18 protein-coding genes are annotated in these 19,704 nt (G+C 61.9%); 13 read left to right on the top strand and 5 right to left on the bottom strand.

Annotated features, from left to right (window positions below; genetic code table 11):
* Positions 1 to 16 precede the first annotated feature (16 nt).
* The 6 genes from EK16_RS04485 to EK16_RS04460 all read left to right on the top strand — a co-directional run bounded on the left by EK16_RS04485 (position 17) and on the right by EK16_RS04460 (position 3,678).
* Positions 17 to 790 (top strand): flagellar biosynthetic protein FliR, encoded by a 774-nt coding sequence (locus EK16_RS04485; protein ID WP_038034976.1) that lies wholly within the window; start codon positions 17 to 19, stop codon positions 788 to 790.
* Positions 791 to 818: 28 nt separating this feature from the next.
* Positions 819 to 1,220 (top strand): hypothetical protein, encoded by a 402-nt coding sequence (locus tag EK16_RS04480; protein WP_038034975.1) that lies wholly within the window; start codon positions 819 to 821, stop codon positions 1,218 to 1,220.
* Between the two features lie 173 nt (positions 1,221 to 1,393).
* The gene (locus EK16_RS12500) at positions 1,394 to 2,011 is read left to right on the top strand and encodes a rod-binding protein (RefSeq protein WP_038034973.1); all 618 of its coding nucleotides are present in this window, start codon (positions 1,394 to 1,396) and stop codon (positions 2,009 to 2,011) included.
* A gap of 223 nt (positions 2,012 to 2,234) precedes the next feature.
* Entirely contained in the window at positions 2,235 to 2,672 is a 438-nt protein-coding gene (locus EK16_RS04470) for a hypothetical protein (RefSeq protein ID WP_038034972.1), read from the top strand.
* Positions 2,666 to 3,133, top strand: a complete 468-nt coding sequence (locus tag EK16_RS04465; protein WP_038034970.1) for a hypothetical protein — start codon at positions 2,666 to 2,668, stop codon at positions 3,131 to 3,133. Before EK16_RS04470 ends, EK16_RS04465 begins: the two co-directional genes overlap by 7 nt.
* On the top strand, positions 3,130 to 3,678 hold the full coding sequence (locus tag EK16_RS04460; protein WP_038034968.1) for a hypothetical protein: 549 nt from the start codon (positions 3,130 to 3,132) through the stop codon (positions 3,676 to 3,678). Before EK16_RS04465 ends, EK16_RS04460 begins: the two co-directional genes overlap by 4 nt.
* Positions 3,679 to 3,727: 49 nt before the next feature.
* Here the strand turns inward: EK16_RS04460 and EK16_RS04455 are convergent, their stop codons facing one another.
* Positions 3,728 to 4,264 (bottom strand): methylated-DNA--[protein]-cysteine S-methyltransferase, encoded by a 537-nt coding sequence (locus EK16_RS04455; RefSeq protein WP_156098482.1) that lies wholly within the window; start codon positions 4,262 to 4,264, stop codon positions 3,728 to 3,730.
* 133 nt (positions 4,265 to 4,397) lie between these two features.
* Entirely contained in the window at positions 4,398 to 4,595 is a 198-nt protein-coding gene (locus tag EK16_RS04450) for a hypothetical protein (RefSeq protein WP_156098481.1), read from the bottom strand.
* A 280-nt stretch (positions 4,596 to 4,875) separates the two neighbouring features.
* Between EK16_RS04450 and EK16_RS04445 the strand changes: the two genes are divergently transcribed.
* Positions 4,876 to 6,294, top strand: a complete 1,419-nt coding sequence (locus EK16_RS04445; RefSeq protein ID WP_051928934.1) for a TIGR03808 family TAT-translocated repetitive protein — start codon at positions 4,876 to 4,878, stop codon at positions 6,292 to 6,294.
* A 106-nt stretch (positions 6,295 to 6,400) separates the two neighbouring features.
* Here the strand turns inward: EK16_RS04445 and EK16_RS04440 are convergent, their stop codons facing one another.
* Positions 6,401 to 6,760: a TusE/DsrC/DsvC family sulfur relay protein gene (locus EK16_RS04440; RefSeq protein ID WP_038035879.1), complete on the bottom strand. Its 360-nt coding sequence runs from the start codon at positions 6,758 to 6,760 to the stop codon at positions 6,401 to 6,403.
* Positions 6,761 to 7,111: 351 nt separating this feature from the next.
* On the opposite strand from EK16_RS04440, the gene mscL reads away from it, so the two are divergent.
* Both mscL and def read left to right on the top strand, forming a co-directional pair.
* A complete protein-coding gene (mscL, locus tag EK16_RS04435; RefSeq protein ID WP_038034966.1) occupies positions 7,112 to 7,531 on the top strand; it encodes a large conductance mechanosensitive channel protein MscL in 420 nt (139 codons plus the stop codon).
* A 185-nt stretch (positions 7,532 to 7,716) separates the two neighbouring features.
* Positions 7,717 to 8,235: a peptide deformylase gene (gene def, locus EK16_RS04430; RefSeq protein ID WP_038034965.1), complete on the top strand. Its 519-nt coding sequence runs from the start codon at positions 7,717 to 7,719 to the stop codon at positions 8,233 to 8,235.
* Positions 8,236 to 9,194: 959 nt separating this feature from the next.
* Here def and EK16_RS04425 read toward each other — a convergent pair.
* Positions 9,195 to 10,196 carry an adenosine kinase gene (locus tag EK16_RS04425; protein WP_038034964.1) on the bottom strand — a complete coding sequence of 334 codons (1,002 nt, stop codon included), beginning with the start codon at positions 10,194 to 10,196 and terminating at the stop codon, positions 9,195 to 9,197.
* 452 nt (positions 10,197 to 10,648) lie between these two features.
* On the opposite strand from EK16_RS04425, the gene EK16_RS04420 reads away from it, so the two are divergent.
* Complete coding sequence (locus EK16_RS04420; protein WP_038034963.1) at positions 10,649 to 12,250, top strand: phosphoenolpyruvate carboxykinase; 1,602 nt, start codon at positions 10,649 to 10,651, stop codon at positions 12,248 to 12,250.
* Between the two features lie 137 nt (positions 12,251 to 12,387).
* On the opposite strand, the gene EK16_RS04415 is transcribed toward EK16_RS04420, so the two are convergent.
* Positions 12,388 to 12,849 (bottom strand): c-type cytochrome, encoded by a 462-nt coding sequence (locus EK16_RS04415; RefSeq protein ID WP_231573602.1) that lies wholly within the window; start codon positions 12,847 to 12,849, stop codon positions 12,388 to 12,390.
* Between the two features lie 1,152 nt (positions 12,850 to 14,001).
* On the opposite strand from EK16_RS04415, the gene dnaA reads away from it, so the two are divergent.
* The 3 genes from dnaA (at position 14,002) to EK16_RS04400 (ending at position 19,675) form a co-directional block, all read left to right on the top strand.
* Positions 14,002 to 15,411, top strand: coding sequence for a chromosomal replication initiator protein DnaA (gene dnaA, locus EK16_RS04410; protein WP_038035877.1), 1,410 nt, complete (start codon positions 14,002 to 14,004; stop codon positions 15,409 to 15,411).
* Positions 15,412 to 15,681: 270 nt separating this feature from the next.
* Positions 15,682 to 16,845 (top strand): exonuclease SbcCD subunit D, encoded by a 1,164-nt coding sequence (locus EK16_RS04405; protein ID WP_038034959.1) that lies wholly within the window; start codon positions 15,682 to 15,684, stop codon positions 16,843 to 16,845.
* Positions 16,846 to 16,849: 4 nt separating this feature from the next.
* Positions 16,850 to 19,675 carry an AAA family ATPase gene (locus tag EK16_RS04400; RefSeq protein ID WP_038034957.1) on the top strand — a complete coding sequence of 942 codons (2,826 nt, stop codon included), beginning with the start codon at positions 16,850 to 16,852 and terminating at the stop codon, positions 19,673 to 19,675.
* Positions 19,676 to 19,704: the final 29 nt, after the last annotated feature.

The raw sequence follows: 19,704 nt of genomic DNA, 5'->3' as shown, positions 1-19,704 counted from the left end.
GGCGAGGAGTGGCGCCATGCTCCTGCAGGCTTTCGCACCGGAGCTTCTGCTTTGGATTTTCCTCTACTTCTGCCGCATTGGTGCCATGCTGATGACCTTTCCCGGCTTTGGCTCCGCGCGCATCCCCGTGCAGGTGCGGCTGTTTCTGGCCGTGGCCGTCACCTTCGCCCTCATGCCCTTGCTGCTGAACGTGCCCGGGGCGGCGCCGCCTGCGAACCTGGGCGAGATGGCACCGGCGCAGCTGTTGCATTTCGCGCTTGCGGAAGTGCTGAAGGGGCTCGCCATTGGTCTGATGGCGCGCATCTATCTTCTGATGTTCGAGTTCATGCTTTCGGCCGTGGCCATGTATATCGGCATGGGCAACTTTCCCGGCGCGCCGGCGGAAGGCACCGAACCGGTGCCGGCGCTTGTCACCTTCGTCGCCCTTGCCGCCACCGCGCTCATCTTCATCACCGGCCTGCATGTGCAGGTTCTCGTCGCCATTATCGAATCCTACGGGGTTTCGCCTGTCGGCCGCTTGCCGGCCCTGGACATGCAGCTTTCGGAATTCGTTGGACAGCTTTCGCGCGCCACATGGGTGACCTTTCAGGCCACGGCGCCCTTTTTGCTCTACGCCGTGATCGTCAATCTCGCCATTGGCCTCATCAACCGGCTCACGCCGCAGATCCCGGCCTATTTCATCTCCCTGCCCATGGTGCTGCTCGGCGGGCTACTGTTATTGCTCTTCGTGATCGGCGGCATGCTGGAGGTGTTTCTTTCCGGTTTTGCCGAATGGCTGCTGGGGGGATGAGCGCAAGAGAAAAGGGAAGAACGCAACCATGGATGAACGCAGCCGCCGTCTTGCCCGTCTTTTGGCCGTGACTGAACAAATGAAGCGCCTGGAGGAATGGCGCGCCATGCAGGCACGGCTGGAAACCGAAAGCCGAAAAGACCGGCAGCGGCGGCTTCTGCAGGCGCTTGAGTCGGACGTGTTCCGCTCCATTGCCCTCAGCGAGGTCTTGAGCCGGCATCTGCGTCATGCGGCCGAAGCCGTGCAGGAGGCACAGGCACGCGAGCAGAAGGTGCGGGAAATTTTGAGCGAACGCCATCGCCAGACGAGCCAGATCGAACGCATCCGCGAACGCCATGCCGAGATCGTCCGCCGCCTGCAGGAACGGCGCGATCTTGCCGATGTCATCGACATGCACATGCAGCGCCGTGCCGATTCCAAACGGCGCTGAGGCGCATTCGCCCCGGGCTGCTCCCGTGTTTTGCAACGGGCCGACAAGCGCCAGCACCGCCCGCAAGCCTGCGGCAAGGTCGCGCCATTAGGGTCGGGGCCGGGTTTGGATGAAACAGGCCGGAGGAAGCATTTCGCTTCCGTGATCGGCACGAAGGAAAAAAGGCGCGCACCATGGCCATCTCTCCGCCCTCGGACATCGTCATGGACGTCATCCGCGCCGCCGATCCGGCACGGGCGGCCCGGGCCGCGGCGCGCCTGGGCGCTTCTGAAGCCCTGACCATGAGACAGGCGGATGCCGGTGCGTGGTCGCAGGCCCTGGCCGCGGCCGGAAAAGCCCCCGCACGGCCGCAGGCCGGCAGCGTCCCCGCCGGCATCCGTCCTTCCCCTTCTGCGCCCACTATCCCAAACGCCGCTTCTCCCTCAAAAGCCTGCGGCTGCGCCTCCGCCGTTTCACAGCGCAATGGGGCCGCTTCCGCAGGCATCCCGGAAAGGGAGGGGCTTTCCCGCCTCTCTTCGGGAAATGCGGAAAAAGGGGATGAGGCAAGGACGGAGTCCTTGCGCCGGGCCTATGCCGGGCTTGAAGCGCTGCTTGTGCGTCAGATGCTGGAAAACGCCTTTTCCAAAGGCGGCGATGCCCTTTTCGGCGGTGGTTTCGCCGGCAATGCCTGGAAGGCGTTAATGGCGCAGTCCATCGCCGATCGCATTGCCGAGGCCGGCGGGCTTGGCCTCGCTGCAACCCTGGCCGCCTCGCACGCTCTGCCCGGCCAAGCTGGAGGAGCCAGGGCATGAAGACGACAGGGCATGAATGACGCATGAGCAGCAGGTAAAAAAGGACACATGCCCTCATCCTCCCCCTGATAGGGGGAGGTCGGCCCCGTAAGGGGCCGGGAGGGGGTCGGGCCGCAAGCGCATGCGTTAAGTTGCCCGACCCCCTCCCTGCCCCTCCCCCTACCAGGGGGAGGGAAGCAAAGCAGTGCTATGTGTTGAAAAAATGTCAAGGGCATCTGAGTTGATGAATGCGCATGAGACATCGTTCGTTGCCGGTCTGGCAGAAGGCATGCGCAGCCTCGTGCGCCGCCTGCATCAGGTTCTCTCCGAGGAGATGAAGGACCTGGCCGCCAATCGTCTCGACAATCTCGAGGACTATGCCCGCCAGAAGGATCTGCTCCTGCTCGATCTGTCGCGGCTGGCCGCCACAGCGCCCGATGAGGCGGCCCTGGCGCGGCACCTGCAGGCGGAACTTGCCGAATTGAAGGCGCTGCTCGATGAGAATGCCGCGATGATCGCCCGCCAGCTTGAGGCGGCGCGGGAATTCACCGGCTTCGTCGAGGACACCATTCGCCGCCACACCACCGACGGCACCTATTCCCGAAAGGCCATGCGCACACGCAGCGCCGCGGGAAATGATGGCGCCGCCAGGCGGGCAGCGAGGGCCTATGGACAATGGTGAAGACCATCATCACCGGCATCGTTGCCACCATCGCCGCGCTTGGCTCTTTCTATGGCGTGCTCTTTTTCGCCACCAGCGGTGAGGCGAAGGTGGAGCCCAAGAAGGTCTTCGTGGCGCTCGAACAGCTCAAGACCGATATCATCAGCGTGCCCATGATCGCCGATGGCGAAGTGAAGGGCTATGTGCTGGCCCGTTTCGTCTATGTCGTGGAATCCGACAAGCTGAAGAAACTGAGCATTCAGCCCGATCCCCTGCTCGTGGATGAGGCCTTCCGCATCATTTACGCCACGCCCGTGCGGGATTTTCAGCGCATCGAGAAATATGATCTCGCCGCGCTGACCAAACGCCTGAAGGAGAGCGTGAACAAGCGCCTGGGCATGGATCTCGTCCGCGAGGTTCTCGTCGATTCCATCAACTATGTCTCCAAGAGCGAGATCCGCTATCGGGGGCTTAAGCAATGAGCCGCACACCTTTTCGGGAGTTTCTCTCCACCTATTCCACGCCCCTTCTCGCCGCCACCTTTTCCGTGGCCTTTGCCGGTTATGCCATCATCACCGGTGGCAACGGCGGCATGCCGGACATCATCGCCTTCGTCCGTCATGCACCGGTGAAAAGCCCATTGTCGGAAGCGCCGGATCATCGCATCGTACCCACGCACCGCCTGTTGCCTGATGCCGGCCCGGTCTTTGTCGATCCCATCATCACCGGATCGGTGGACAAGCCACACGAACCCGAAGGCGCGGCAAAAAGCCAAAGCGCCCGCAGCGGCGGCGTCAGCAAGGCCGAGCGCCGGCCCGAGCGCGAACGCCCGCCGCGGTACGTGTTGCGTTTCGCCACCCGCGAAATGGCCCTGGTGGAAGGCGAGGGGCGTCTGTGGGACGTCTCCCCGGGTGATGTGCTTCCCGGCCTGGGCCGTGTCACCGCCATCGAACGCAAAAAGGACAAAGGCTGGGTGGTCAAGGCCAGCGACGGCGAACGCATCTGGGAAATCGGCGAAGAACGCTGAGAAGGCAGGGCGGTTCAGGGGCGCCGCCGCTTCAGGCGCCGGATTTGTTTCATGACGGGGCTTCACCGGCAAGAGCGCCTTCCAGGATGAGAAGACGGCGCTTCAGGGAAAGGCCGCCGGCAAAGCCGGTGAGGCTGCCGTCGCTGCCGATCACGCGATGACAGGGCACGAAAAAGCCGATGGGATTGGCGGCCACCGCCTGCGCCACGGCACGCACGGCCGAAGGCCTGCCGAGCCGTTCGGCAAGGGCGCGATAGCTTACCGTTTCCCCCCGGGGAATGGCGCGCAAGGCCTGCCAGACCTGGCATTGAAAGGCACTGCCGATGAGGGCAAGCGGCGGGACGTGATCGGGGGCCCTTCCTTCGGCCATGGCGTCAAGAGCGGCTGAAACCTCTCGATATAAGGAGAGGTCTTCAGCCCTTCCGTTTTCATGAACGCCCTTGAGCCGTCGCAGAAGGCGGGCAAGAAGAGGGCGCTCATCCGCCTCGCCAAGAGAGAGCAGACACAACCGCCCGTTCAGCTCACCCATGAACAGGCGGCCGAACGGGCTTTCGATCCATGCCGTTTTCAGAACGTCTTCCGCCAACCTCTCATCCCCGCGCGCTTTGGGAAACAAAACCCATCTTTTTCCGGGCCTGATACACTCTCCCGGAAAATTCCGTTTGCCTCATTTCATGGGCATCCCAAGCGCAGGGGATTAACGGAACGATTGCGCCCCTTTAAGCGTGTTTTCCGGACGTGCGCTCGTAAATGATCTTGCCCACATACCAGGAGACCGGAATGGCGATGATGAATCCGGCGGCGATCAGCCACATCATCACGGAATTGGACCAGCGGGCCGCAAGCGCAACGGTCATCAGGATGCCTGCCAGCGTGGGACCGGCCAGAACATAGATGATGAGAAACATCTTGAGCATGGATCGTCCCTCCTCGCTTGTGCCGTCTTCGTATGTTTTTGTCAGCGTGAGACAATTATAGGGCACGCTCATTGATCTGGGTCAATCCGGGATGCGCCATATGAACTCATTTCTTCACCTCTTGGTACGAATCATGCAACCATAAGGCGATAATTCCTGATCAGGCGCAAAGTGTGCCGGCATGAAACGGATATTGGCACCGAAGCAGACACATCGCAGGCACACTGCGGAACTCCGTCCGGCATCTTGTGCGAAGGGCCTCTGGAGGGGAAGGAAGGACATGAAGGGCATCAGCAGACACACATCGGATGAGGACAAATCGGCGTTTGCCAGGCAGCGGCGGCGTTTTCTGCACGGTCTGGCCGGGCTGGCCGGCCTTGGCGTTGGTGTGCTTTCCGGAAGCCCTGAACCGGTGTTGGCGCGCGGCAGGCGTCGTGATGATGCCGGCACGGGCCCGTTATTCATCGAGGCGGAATCGTTCGGCGTGCGGGCGGATGGCGGCCGCCGGGATCAGACGGCAGTGCTGCTGCGCGCGCTGAAGGCTGCGGCGTATCGAAAGGCCGTCCTCCTGCTCCCTTCTGGGACCATACGCATTGGCAATCTGGAACTTTCCGCACCGGTGCGCATGGCCGGGCGGCCGGGCGCGCGCCTGCTGGCAACCAAATCCGCCGATTTTCTCATGCATGTGCGCAAGGGGCCGGTTCTTTTGCAGGATATCGAGCTGGACGGGCAGCATGCCGGCAAGGATCCGCTCTTGTGGCTGGAGCGTGTCCCTGATCTACGCATCGAGCATTGTCGCATCCGCCGGGCGGGTGCCGATGGCATCAAGCTCGACTCCTGCTCCGGAACGATCCGCGAGTGTCGCATTGAGGCCGCCGGCAAGGCGGGCCTGTTCAGCATCGATGGCCGGGATTTGCGCATCATGGGCAATAACGTGCGCAACTGCGGCGACAATGGCATTCTTGTCTGGCAGTCCAAGAAGCGCGAGGACGGCAGCCTCATCTCCGGCAACGTGATTGAGAACATCCGCGCCGATTCCGGCGGCGATGGCCCTTATGGCAACGGCATCAATGTCTTCCGTGCTGCCGGTGTGCGCGTGGTGGACAATCGCATCCGCCGCTGCGCTTTTTCCGCCGTGCGCAACAATTCCAGTGATGATTGCGTGATCGCCCGCAATGTCATCAGTGACATGAAGGAAGTGGCCATTTTCGTGGAATTCGCCTTCCGCGGTGCCGTGGTCAGCGACAACATCATCGAGAATGCCTCCGCCGGCATCTCCGTGACCAATCTGGACGAAGGCGGGCATTTTGCCGTGGTCAAGGGCAATGTGGTGCGCAATATGCGTCCGCGTATCTCCTCCCGGGACGGTTTGGGTTATGGCATCGCGGTTGAGGCCGATACTTCCGTGACCGGCAACGCCATTGAGGTCGTCTCCGGCATTGGCATTGCCCTGGGCTGGGGCCCTTACATGCGCAACGTGGTGGCCTCGGCCAATGTGATTCGCCGCTGTGGTGTGGGCATTGGCGTTTCCGCTGTCAGGGATGCCGGCAATGCGGTTATCACGAGCAATGTGATCGCCGGCGCCCGTGCCGGCGCCATCATTGGCTATGATCACGACAAGCCCATCACCGGCGATCTTTCCCGGTCCGGCGCCCGCGTGCCCGGCAATATCACGCTGGCCAACAATCGCGTTTCCTGACCGGATACGCCAAGCATCACAAGAAGGCGGGACGGAAAGCCAAAAGGCTCGTCCCGCCGTCGTCAAACGGATCAAAGCCGTTTTCTGCGCTCTCGCCTGAGGCGGATCAGGCCACGGAGCCGAAGCCTTCATCCACCGTGCCCGCCGGCGGACGCAAGCCGGCGAGAATGCAGACACGATAGACGGGCCCGCCGCCAAAAATGGCATAGAGATGGCGGATGCCGCCCTTTTCGGCAAAGCGGCCATCCAGCGCATCGTGAATGCGCCGCAGGGGCGGGGCCTCCTCGTCACGATAGGCGCCCTGCACCACGCGAATGGCCTCCCAGTGATCGTCTTGAAGCGTAATGCCCATCTCCCGCGCCCGGTCCTCGGCGAGCTGCGGCGACCAGTCCTCGGGCGCATCAGGAAAATCCGGTGTTTCATGAACCATCCCCGGATGGGTGAAAGCCTGCATGGTTCTCGGCATGGGCGTCTCCTCCTTTTTCTCCGCTGTGATTGTTTCGGCCCTCTTTCTCGCCCCAAGTCTTGGTGCGGGAGTGTTCAGGGCCGCATCATTGGGGAAGCGCCGGGGCAAGGGAATGAACCGAAGTTCGTCCGCGATTGCCGGACACATGCCGGTGCTTCCCTGTCTGAGATCATCATAACGGGACAGGAAAAATTTGCAAATGATTTGCAAATGCATATGTATCGATCCTTGCGCGCACATCCGCGATCAGAACGCGCAGAATGGTTGCATTCCGCTGTGTGAGGTCATAGGCTGTCGCCGCTGCCTGCCAGGGCGGCGAAATCCTGCAAGAAGCAGCAAGGGGGCAGAACCATGCTCAAGGAATTCAAGGAATTCGCCATGAAGGGCAACGTCGTTGATCTCGCCGTGGCGGTGATCATCGGCGGCGCCTTTTCCCTCATCGTCAAGTCGCTGGTTGATGACATCATCATGCCCATCGTCGGCTACATTTTCGGCGGCATGGATTTTTCCAATTACTTCCTGCCACTGTCCGACAAGGTGACAGCCACCACGCTTGCCGAGGCCAAGAAGCAGGGCGCCGTTCTCGCTTACGGCAATTTCATCACGGTGACGGTCAACTTCATCATCATCGCCTTCGTCATTTTCCTGCTGGTGAAAGGGCTCAACAGCCTGCGCCGCAAGGAAGAGGAGAAGCCGGCCGAGCCACCGGCGCCGCCGCGCGAGGAACAGCTTCTGGAAGAGATCCGCGACCTGCTCGCCAAGAAGAGCTGAAAACGCACGATTATTTCGTGCTCACGCATTCACAATCGCCGCAATCGACAGGCTCATATCCGGCCCGCGCGCCCTGTTGCCGCGGGCCGGAAGTGCAGGATGAACCGCATTGACCGCTCACTCCCGCTGGCCTATCTCTCACTTTAGAAAAGATCTCGTCAGCCGTTTGGAATGAACAGGGCGCCATGGCCGTTCGCAAGATCATCACCCCGCCGGATCCGCTGCTGAAAAAACCGTCGCTGCTGGTGAAGGAAGTGGACGATTCCATTCGCGAACTCGTCCGCGACATGTTCGACACCATGTATGCCGCGCCGGGCATTGGGCTTGCCGCGGTGCAGATCGGCGTGCCCCTGTCGGTGATCGTAATGGATACCGCGCGCGAGGAAGAGGAACCGCGCCCGCTTGCGCTCATCAATCCGCAGATCGTCTGGGCCTCGGAGGAAACCCGCGCGCAGGAGGAGGGCTGCCTGTCGGTGCCGGACATCTATGACGAGGTGGAGCGCCCGGCGGAGGTGCGCGTGCGCTATCTCGATCTTGACGGCAAGGAGCAGGAGAAGCATTTCACCGGCTTGGACGCCACCTGCGTGCAGCATGAGATCGATCACACCAAGGGCATTCTCTTCATCGATCACCTTGGCCGTCTCAAGCGCGAGCGCTATCTGAAAAAGGTCATCAAGAAGGCCCGCCAGATGCAGGAAGCATAAGCCCGGCCTCCCCCTGATGCTCGAGTGCCAACCCAGGAGTGCCCCATTAAATTGCTTTGTGTGTTGTGAATGTTTTTACCGCTAAAGAGCGATTACTAACATTCTACACAGATGTTTTTACCAAGGCATTTTCCCACCATTGCCCAAACTCGGAGTGGGTTATTTCTATCTGGAATATCAACAAGTTAAGTCATTAACTCAGTTGCCCTTGATATTCTTTCTATACATGAAGCACCACTTTTCTCCCTCCCCCTGGCAGGGGGAGGGGCGGGGAGGGGGTCGGGCAATTTAACTCTGCGTTTGTGGCCCCTCCCGGCGCTTCGCGCCGACCTCCCCCTATCAGGGGGAGGATTGAGACGCTGCATCCTTTAGGCTAGCCCTCCTTAAACAACCAATATAGGATAAGGCTGTGATGCAGTGTGGGAGTAAGGACAGACACAACAAACTCCACCTTAATGGAGGGAGATCATTCTTAAGGTATTGAATTCGCACACTCTTTTGTCATGCCTGGGCGTGTCCCGGGCATCCAGGGGCGGTTTACACATGTAGGAATAGCAGTCAGGAACGGTTCTTCCAGGCTCAGGGCTTACCGCCGGAAGGATATTGTATATCCTTCCGGAACGTTTCGGCGGGGTATATTACCCCGCCTATAGCATAGATGGCGGGGTAACATACCCCGCCAAGACGTTCCGGAACGGGATAAAATCCCGTTCCGGCATTTTACTTCCATACGGCTCAGATCAAGCCTGCTGGCAAACGACATCGCCCGCCAAAACCGCCTCGCTTGTGGCCCTGGATTGCCGGAACAACAAGTCCGGCAATGACGTTTTCTTGTGGTTTATCAATGAGTTAAACAATTTACCCTCAACTTATGCACACTACACGACATTTGCCCGGGAGACCAAGCACAACATCGATCGGAATGGCGCAAGTGTGGGCTCATATCCCACACTGAAGCATCAAAAGCCGTTTTCCCGGGCGATTTCATGGAAGGGGCGGATGCTGCGCGCGCCCACCTGCTGGATGATCTCGGCGGCCGCAAGCGCCCCCAGCCGCGCGCATTCCGCAACCGGCCGTCCCTCGCTGTATCCGGCCAGGAAGCCGGCCGCAAACAGATCACCGGCACCGGTGGCATCCACGACCTTGCGCACCGGATAGGCCTCGATCACGTGCACATCATCACCTTCCACCACCACCGAACCGGCGGCTGATCGCGTCAGCACCGCCAGCGGGCAATGCGCCTTGATCGCATGCATAGCCTCATCGAAGGTGGGCACCTGATAGAGCGCCTTGATCTCCGCCTCGTTGGCGAAAAGGATGTCCACCTGATTTTCAATCAGCTCCAGAAAGCTTTCGCGGTGCCGGTCCACGCAGAAGGAATCGGAAAGCGTCAGCGCCACCTTGCGCCCGGCCTCGCGCGCAATCCGCGCCGCCTTGCGGAAGGCATCCTTGGCATGGGGCGGATCCCACAGATATCCTTCCAGATAGATGATGGCCGAATCGGCCACCAGCGCCTCGTCCACGTCATCGGGGTTCAGGTTCTGTGCCGCGCCCAGCCAGGTGTTCATGGTGCGCTCGCCATCCGGCGTGATCATCACCAGACAGCGCGCCGTGCTCGGCCCCTCCGTGGCCGGCGGCGTGTTGAAATGCACCCCCAGCGAGCGGATGTCATGCGCAAAGACCTCGCCGAGCTGATCATTGCGCACCTTGCCGATGAAGGCGGCCCTGCGCCCGAAGGAGGCAAGCCCGGCGATGGTGTTGGCCGCCGAGCCGCCCGACATCTCCACGCTGGGTCCTAAGGCCTCATAGAGCTCATGGGCCTCCACCTCATCGATCAGGCGCATGGAGCCCTTCACGAGATCATGCTTGATCAGAAATTCCTCGGTCACGTTGGCCAGCACGTCCACAATGGCATTGCCGATGCCGAGAACGTCGAAACGGGCCTCTTGCGGTGTGCTCATGCCTGATCTCCCCTCCCACCCGTATGTCGTGAGCCGTCAGTATAGGCATGATGTACGTGCTGGCAATCGGGCATGTTCATGCATGACCGCCCCAGTCCCAAGTGCGGCTCTAAATTAAACCTGCATAATGAACCGCCCACCGCCCCGCGCCCCCGTCCAACCCCCTAATTATAAAAACAAGGGCCTGGGCGGTGGCGCGGGGCGATTTCACCGGTCAGCCTTTGCGCAATGTGGTACTTACAGACACCACGCTTGCCCGCTTCGGGTTTGCCTGCCTTGACCGAAAGTCTTATGCTGGCCCGGCCCGAGATGAAGCGGGCACAAGGGGGGACATGAGGCTTTTCATCCGGACATGAAATGTGTCCGCCCCGGGACAGGTGCAGATGGGAAACACTCTGCCCATGAGCCCGGGAGAGCATTGTGCGCAATTGCAGGCAAGGGGAGAGGGGAACGTGAGAGAGGAAGGACGCATCAATCCGCAAAACCGGCTGGATCCGGACCTTTTCGGCGCAGCCGAGGTGGCCTTTTGTAATCTCAATCAGGCCGAGCTTTATGAACAGGCCATCCGTCGTGGCGAAGGCGAGATCACCTTTGACGGCGCCCTGCGCGTGCTCACCGGTCAGCACACCGGGCGGTCGGCCAATGACAAGTTCACCGTGCGCGACGCCACCACCGAGAATACCGTGTGGTGGGACAACAACGCCGCCATGTCGGAGGAGCATTTCGCGCGCCTGAAGGCGGATTTCGCCGCCCACATGAAGGGCAAGACCCTCTTCGTGCAGGATCTCTACGGCGGGGCCGATCCCGATTATCGCATTCACGTGCGCGTGGTGACGGAAAATGCCTGGCACGCCCTTTTCATTCGTTATCTGCTCAGGCGCCCCTCCATGGAGGAGGTCGCCCGCTTCACCCATGAGCTCACCGTCATTGACCTGCCATCCTTCAAGGCCGATCCCGCCCGCCACGGCACGCGCAGCAGCACCGTCATCGCCCTCAATCTCAGCCAGCGCCTCGTGCTCATCGGGGATACGTCCTATGCCGGTGAGATGAAAAAGAGCGTGTTCACCACGCTCAATTTCCTTTTGCCCGAACAGGGGGTGCTGCCCATGCACTGTTCCGCCAATGTGGGCGGCAAGGGCGATGTCGCCCTTTTCTTCGGCCTCTCCGGCACCGGCAAGACCACCCTCTCCTCTGACCCTGAGCGCATGCTCATCGGCGATGACGAACATGGCTGGTCGGACAATGGCATCTTCAATTTCGAGGGCGGCTGCTATGCCAAGACCATCAGGCTTTCCGCCGCGGCGGAGCCGGAAATCTGGCAGGCCTGCCATACCTGGGGCACCATTCTCGAAAACGTGGTCATGGACGACATGCGCCGGCCCGACTTTGATGATGCCCGCTATACCGAAAACGGGCGCGCCGCCTATCCCCTGAACTACATCCCGCATGCTTCGGAACTGGGCATGGCCGGCCAGCCCGATAACGTCATCTTCCTCACCGCCGATGCCTTCGGCGTTCTGCCGCCCATTGCCCGCTTGAGCCCCGCTCAGGCCATGTATCATTTCCTCTCCGGCTATACGGCCAAGGTGGCCGGCACCGAAAAGGGCATTACCGAGCCGGAGGCCACCTTCTCCACATGCTTCGGTGCGCCCTTCATGCCGCGGCATCCTTCTGTCTATGGCAACATGCTCCGCGACCGCCTGCACAAGACGGGCGCCACCTGCTGGCTGGTCAACACCGGCTGGACCGGCGGCCCCTACGGCGAGGGCCATCGCATGCCCATCAATGTCACGCGCACGCTGCTGCACGCCGCCTTGGAAGGGCAGCTCAAGCGCGTCTCTTTCCGCAAGGATCCCGTCTTTGGCTTTGAGGTTCCGGAAACGGTGCCCGGCCTTGAGGAGAACGTGCTTGATCCGCGCAGCACCTGGAGCGATCCGGCCCGCTATGATGAACAGGCCAGGCGCCTGGCTTCCATGTTCCATGACAATTTCGCCCGCTTCGCCGATGTCGTCGACGACGAGGTGCGCAACGCCGGCCCGCTCGTGGGGATTTAAGCGACAGAGAATGCGATACCCAAAGACCACTGCGTAACCGGGGGCGTCGATGCCGATCGCACCGACGCCCCTTTGCGTTTCAAGGGTCTTTCTTGAAAGAGAAATCCCGCCCCTTTTTCGCTTTGGGCGCGCCGGTTTCAGGAGCCGCGGGCGGCGCGGGCGTTTACGGCATCATGCGCCGCGCGGATGCGGTCCGGCCAGCGGCTCTTGATGAAGGAGAGAACCGCGATGATGTCGTCGTCGGTAAGAACGCCGCCAAAGCCGGGCATGCTGCCGCGGCCGCCGGTAAGCTTCGCGGTGCCCTCGCGCGTGATCCGAAACAGCAGGGTGTCGGGATGATGCCAGGTATGGCCGCTGGCGTCATGAGGCGGCGCCTTGCCCGCGCCCTGTTGCCAGCCGGGCTGCCCCTCCAGATTGCGGCCATGGCAGCTGGCGCAATATTGCGCATAGACCTTTTCACCCCGCGCCACAATCGCTGCATCATCGGGCCTTAACAGGCTTGTCGCCTCACCCGGGGTTGAGCCGCGCCCGGTCCACCAGACGATGCCGATTGCACCGATCCCGATCAGGGCCACGAGAGTTGAGGGAGACAGCTTCACCGTTTTCTCTCCTTATTCCTTATGCCTTCTCTGCGCTCTGTCCTTGCATGCCTCACACCGGCGCCCGCCCTGGCCGCTTTGAAACGTGCAGCCGCATCCTTGCCGCCTTGATCACGGCAGAAAGATACCTAACGGTTCGGGCCGCCTTGTGAGCAGCGTTCACTTTCCAGTAACTGGAAGGTCAAGGGCCTTTCTCGCCCTTTCGGGCCTGACTCAAAATCCTCATGTTTCCCAAGCGCTTGCCGGCATGCCCTCGTTTTGAGAATTTTTTCTGCCCCTTTGCCCCGCTTCAGATGCCGCATCCTGAGCAGGCCGTTAACCATCTGTTAACTTTTTGCCCGAGCCTCTTGACAGGCGATTCATGAAGGCGAGTCAGGTCCTTGCCGAAATTGTCGCAGTGGCTCTCCACAGCTTCTCGGCAGCCACATTCTGCCCTGATGATCATCGCGCTCGCCCCAAGCATTGCCAGCGGCTTTTTCCGGGGGCTATAGTCACTCCTGTCGATGGTGCGGGCAGGCCATCGGCTCCAGAACCATCAAGGGAGAGGCGGCATTGAACGCCGGAACGCATCCCGTTCACGGCCAGCATGCCGCGCCGCTTCGGCGAAGAGACAAAAACGGCCCGGAAGACCGGAAAGCAGCATGAGCCAGCACCGGCCCGGGAAAAAACGCGATCGCGTCGGAAAGCGGCATCCCGCACATGAGAAAACGGCATTCTGCCTGCTGCCTAAGGGGCATGAGGGTGTTTTGTCCTTCATGACCAAGGCACCTGGCAAAAGCCGGATCAAGAAAGATCCGCCCGGATGGCTCATCATCCGACCGGATGCAAGGGGCGAGGATATTCGACATGGGGGCTTGTTACGACATGATGGTTTCGTTGCAATCCGGCATTTTCCCGATGCGGGGCGGGAGAAGGCCCGTCGGTCACGAAACGGGGCGAAACGATCCCGGTGATTGCGGCTTGAGCAGCCGCGCCTGAAACGGTGACCGACGGCCCGGTTAGGGGTCATTCGCGTAAGACAGTATCGATTTGAACGGCACACCGGAAAGGCATTTTTCCGGGAGGGGAGGTTTTTGCGCCATGACACGGCTGGTAACGGGGCAGCTCACGACAATGGAGAAGATGGACGAGGCGATGGGGCGCAGCGAGACGATGGGGCAGGACAGCGAACAGGCCTGGCAACGGGTGAAGGAACGCCTGCAGGCGGAGCTGGGGCGTGATCTCTATACCAGCTGGTTCGGGCGCATGGCGCTGGAGGCCATTGCGGACGGCATTCTCAAGGTTTCCGTGCCCACCCGCTTTCTCAAGAACTGGATCGAGACCCATTATCTCGATGTCTTCCGCCGGCTGTGCCTTGAGGAATTCAAGGAGGTGAAGGACGTCAGCGTGCTTGTGCGCGATGTTGCCCGCCCGCGGCCCAAGGTGCCTGCCGCGGCCGCTGCCGTGCAGGATGGCGGGGCGGCCGCTGCGCTTTCACCTGCCGCCGGCAGCCTTGGTGTGCATGATGAAAACGGCTCGCCGCTTGATCCGGCCCTGACCTTCGACACCTTCGTCTCCGGCGAATCCAACGCCCTGGCGCTTGCCGCCGCGCGCCGGGTGGCGGAACAGCCGCATGGCATGCCCCTGCGCATCAATCCCCTGTACATTCATTCGCCGTCCGGCCTGGGCAAGACGCACCTGCTCAACGCCATTGCCTGGCACATCCTGCGCAACGCACCGCGGCGCCGCATTCTCTACATCTCCGCGGAGCGCTTCATGTATCGCTTCCTGGCCGCGCTGAAAAACCGCGATGTGCTGTCCTTCAAGGATGCCTTCCAGTCCGTGGATGTCCTGCTGATCGATGATTTCCAGTTCCTGCAGGGGCGCACCATGCAGCAGGAGTTCTGCCATACCTTCTCCTCGCTGGTGGATTCGCGCCGGCAGGTGGTTATTGCCGCAGACGTGCCGCCCAGCCAGCTCGACCGGCTGGATGAGCGCATGCGCTCGCGGCTCAATGGCGGCCTTGTGGTGGACATCGACAAGCCGGATCATGCCTTGAGGCTTGCTATCTTGCGCCGCAAGCTGGATCTCGCCCGGCAGAAGGATGCCTCCCTTGCCATCGGCGATGATGTGCTGGAATTCATCGCCTCCCGCGTCACCGGCGGCGGCCGCGAGCTGGAAGGCGCGCTCAACCGCGTGATCGCCACCCAGCAGCTCATGGGCGCTTCTCAGGTGACGCTGGACATGGCCGCCCATGCCTTAAAGGATCTCACCCGCCGCAATGACTCTCAGCCGGTGCGCATTGACGACATCCTGCGCATCGTCGGGAGGCACTACAATGTGCCGAAGGCCGATCTGCTCTCGCCGCGCCGCGCCCGCTCCATTGTCTTTCCGCGCCAGATCGGCATGTATCTGGCCAAGAAGCTCACCTCCCGCTCCCTGCCGGAGATCGGCCGGCGTTTCGGCGGGCGCGATCATTCCACCGTGCTGCATGCGGTGCGCAAGATCGAGCGCGAAATCGCCAAGGACGAAAACCTGCGGCGGGAGATCGATCTGCTCACGCGCCTCATCGAACAGCGCTGAGCCATCAGCACCCGGCGTCTGGCCCAAGGACGTTCACCCAACCCTCTTTTGACCGGAAAGACCAGCCCGTGATCTTTCCGCCAAAAAGCGGGGGTGCCTTTCATGGAAAGCTTTTCAGGGCGTGCCAAATCCTTCATCTTGCGGCATGATGGGACATGGGCAAAAGCCGCCTGCCAATGGGGAAACGCCCATCATGGGCCTTGGGCCTTGAAAGAAACGGGCGGCCAATTGCCGAACCATCCATCCGTGAATTAAGGCATTTGGCGGATTATGCGCATCCTGCACACGGCGGACTGGCACCTGGGCCGGATTTTTTACAATGTGCACCTCACCGAGGATCAGGCCCATGTGCTTGATCAGTTCGTCACCCTGGCCCGCGAGGAAAGGGCAGAGCTCATCATCATCGCCGGCGACGTTTTCGACCGCGCCGTGCCGCCGCCGGAGGCCGTGGCCCTCTGGGATGAGACCGTAACCCGCCTCGTGCAGGAGACGAAGGCGCACATCGTCGTCATCGCCGGCAATCACGACAGTGCCGAAAGACTTGGGCTCAACGCCCGCCTGCTTGCCGCCTCTCGTGTGCATCTGCACACGAAAATAAGCCAAACGCCCCTGATCACGCTGGAAGATGCCCACGGCCCGGTGCATGTGCATCCCTTGCCCTATGCCGAACCCGTTCTGGCCCGCGACCGGCTGGATAAGGAAGGGGCGTCATTGATCAGGACGCATGAGGACGTTTTGCGCCAGCAAATGGCGCGCGCCCTGAAAGCCTCCGCCGGAGCGCAGGCCCGCCATGTTGCCGTTGCCCATGCCACCGTTCTTGGCGCGGAAAAAAGTGATACGGAGCGCCCGCTGGCCATCGGCGGGGCGGAGGCCGTGAGCGCGGATGTCTTCACCGGCTGTCATTACGTGGCGCTTGGCCATCTGCACAGGCCCCAGGCCGCAGGTGCCGATCATGTGCGCTATGCCGGCTCCCTGCTGAAATATTCCTTTGCCGAGACGGATCATCACAAATCGGTCACGCTGGTGGACATGGATGCAAAAGGCGCCTGTCACATCGAGGCCATCTCCCTAACCCCGCGCCATGATGTGCGCTGCGTATCCGGCTCGTTTGAGGAGCTGCTCGCCCGCGGCGAGGCCGATCCGGCCCGCGAGGACTACATCCTGGCGGAAATCACCGATACCGCACCGGTTTACAACGCCATGGAGCGGCTGCGCCGGGTCTGGCCCAACCTCATGCATGTGGACCGGAAATGGCTCACTGAGGCCACGCATGCTTCAAACCGCTTCGATTCCGATGCCGTGAAAAGGCTTTCACCCCTGGAGCTTTTCGCTGGCTTTTATGAGGACATGACGGGAAAGACGCTTGCGGAAGCGGACAGGGCGCTGCTTGCATCCCTGCTGGCCGAGATCGAACGGCAACGCCGGGAGGCTTAAAGCCATGAAGCCGTTAAAGCTCACGCTTTCCGCCTTCGGCCCCTATCCCGAGCGCGAGCAGGTGGATTTTGCCCGCTTCGGCACCGCGCCGCTCTTTCTCATTCATGGCCGCACCGGCGCCGGCAAGAGCAGCATCCTCGATGCGCTGTGCTTTGCCCTGTATGGCGTGGCATCCGGCAGCGAGCGTCAGATCGTTCAGTTGCGCAGCCAGTGGGCGCATGAGGACAGGCTCACGGAGGTCACCCTGGATTTCGCCCTCGGCGATGCCCATTACCGCATTCGCCGCCGTCCGGCGCAAAAGCGTCCGCGCAGACGCGGCGAGGGCATGGTGGAGATCGCCGCCGCCGCTCATTTGTGGAAGCGCACGCCTGAAATGTCCGATGAGGAAGACGGGACGCTCATCGCCGAAGGGGTGCGCGATGTCACCGAGGCCATCGAGGACTTGACTGGGCTGACGGCGCAACAGTTCCGTCAGGTCATCGTTCTGCCGCAGGGAGAGTTTCGCAAGCTCATTTCCGCCTCGTCCGGCGAACGGGCAGCGATCCTGGACAGCCTCTTTGACACCTGGATCTTCAATCGCCTGCAGGAGGCGCTCAAGGCCAGGGCCGCCGCCCTTGCCGAAAGGCGCGGGCGCATTGAGGCCGAGCGCAAGGGCGTTCTCGACAGTCTCCAACTGAGCGCGGAGATGAGCGATGAACAGGCCCTGGCGTTTATCGATTCTTCCATCGCGGAGATCGAAAAAAACCGGGAGAAGATTGCCGCGGATCAGCAGCGCCTGCACACAACGCTGGCCGCAGCCCAGACATGCCTTGATGCGCTCAGCGATCATCGCCGCGCGCAAATCGCCTGTGAAAAGGCCGAAGAAACCCTCAAGGCGGCAGAAGCTGCGGCGCAAACGGCCGAAAAGGCATGGCAGGCCGCGCTGGCCCGGGATGAAGAGCGGCTTGCCTTGCAAAAACGGCGCGACCTTTTGCGCGAACGCCTTGACGACGTAAGCCGCCTTCATGAGGCCCTGCACAAAAAGAAAGAAACGGAACAGACCCTTGCCGGCCTCGAAAAGGCCTTGGGCAGCGCGCGCGAAAAACATGAGCAAACGGCCGCGGAACTTCGCAAGATCGAAGAGGCGCTCATGGCCTTGTCGGCAAGCGCGGAGCGCAAGCAGCGCCTGCAGCAGGAGCGCGAGACGCTTCAAAAGGCCATGGCGCAAAGAGAGCGCTTGAAAGGCCTGAAAGAAAGGATCGCCCAGGCCGAAACCGCCTATGAGGCCGCACAGGCCGGCGTGGAGCAGGCCAGGGCAAGGCTGAAGGCGGCCGAAGAACATTACAACGCCCTGCAGGCCCGTTTGCGCGCCTCGCATGCCGCCCTGCTGGCAGCGCAACTGCGCCCCGGTGAGCCTTGTCCTGTCTGTGGCAGCCGGGAGCATCCGCATCCGGCGCGCGTTGACGGAGCAGGGGAAGGCGCCCCCGATGATGCCGCCATGGCCCGGGCCGAGGCGGCGGTGACAGAAGCCCGTAACGCCTTTGAAGCGGCACAGGAAGCGGCAAGAGAGGCCGAACGTCAGCGCGAGGTCCTCAAGGCCGAGCGGAACAGCATTCTGGACATTCTCCTACTTTCCGAGCTCACCGATGATGCCCTTGCCCGGCAGCTGCAGCGGATTGCGGCCGATCTGACAAAAGCGGAAGAGGATATTGCCCGCCGGGATGCCCTGACGGCGCAGCAGCCCCGGCTGCAGGCCACGTTGTCAGACCTTGAGCAGCATATCGAAGAAAAACAGAAAGAAGAGCGCGCCGCCCTGAACCAGAAAGCCGCCCTGCAGGCGCAGATTGCGGAAATTGAAGCACGCCTGCCTGAGGACATGCGCGACCTTGCCCGGCTGCAGGCTGAAATTGCCCGCATCGAACGGGAGATTGCCCGGCTGGAGCAGCAGCGGGCGGCGGCCGAAGTGGCCTGGACACGGGCAAAGGGGGTGCTCGATGCCGCCAGGGGCCGCTTGCAGCAGGCCAAAGAGGAGCACACCCGCACGGAAAAGGCCCTGCTTATGGCCCGGCAGGCCGGGCGGGATGCGCAGGATGCGGATCTGGCGGCGCTGATGACCTTTGACATGAAGCAGCCGCAAACCCTGCCCGCCGCCGAGCGCGCCCTTGCCGCGCATATCGAGACGGTGCGCACAACACTGAAAGAGCTGCAGCAGGAAGACGGGCGCCTGCAGGAGCGTCTGAAAATGTTTGAAGACCGGCGAGATGCCCTGCGGCGGCTGCAACAGGAGGATGCGGCCATAAAGGCCGAGCATGAGCGGGTGCATGCCCTTGCCGAGCTTGCCGCCGGTGACAATCCGCTGAAAACCTCACTGCAGCGCTATGTGCTTGCGGTTCTGTTCGATGAGATCCTGCAGGCGGCCAATCAGCGCCTGCTTGTGATGAGCGAGCGCCGCTATCGTCTTTTTCGCCGCCGCACGGTGGAGGACCGCCGCCGCGCCGGCGGGCTGGAGCTGGATGTCCATGATGCCTGGACCGGCGAGAGCCGCCCGGTTCAGACCCTTTCCGGCGGCGAGGGCTTTCTCGCCGCTTTGGCGCTGGCGCTCGGCATGGCCGATGTGGTGCAGGCCAGAAGCGGCGGCATGCGCATGCAGACGCTCTTCATCGATGAAGGCTTCGGCGCGCTGGACAGCGAGGCCCTGGACAAGGCCCTGCTCACGCTGGAAAGCCTGCACGGCGAGGGCCGCTTAATCGGCATCATCTCCCACGTCAGCGAGCTGCGCGAGCGCATCCCCGCCCGCCTTGAAATCATCCGCGGGCCTCACGGCAGCCGCATCCGCCATCACGCCCCCTGATCAGCCATTTATCGGGGGGCACGGTCTGG

It is taken from the genome of Thermopetrobacter sp. TC1 (assembly GCF_000746275.1).
Classification (GTDB): domain Bacteria; phylum Pseudomonadota; class Alphaproteobacteria; order Rhizobiales; family Aestuariivirgaceae; genus Thermopetrobacter.
This window is presented reverse-complemented; position numbering and strand designations above follow the sequence as displayed.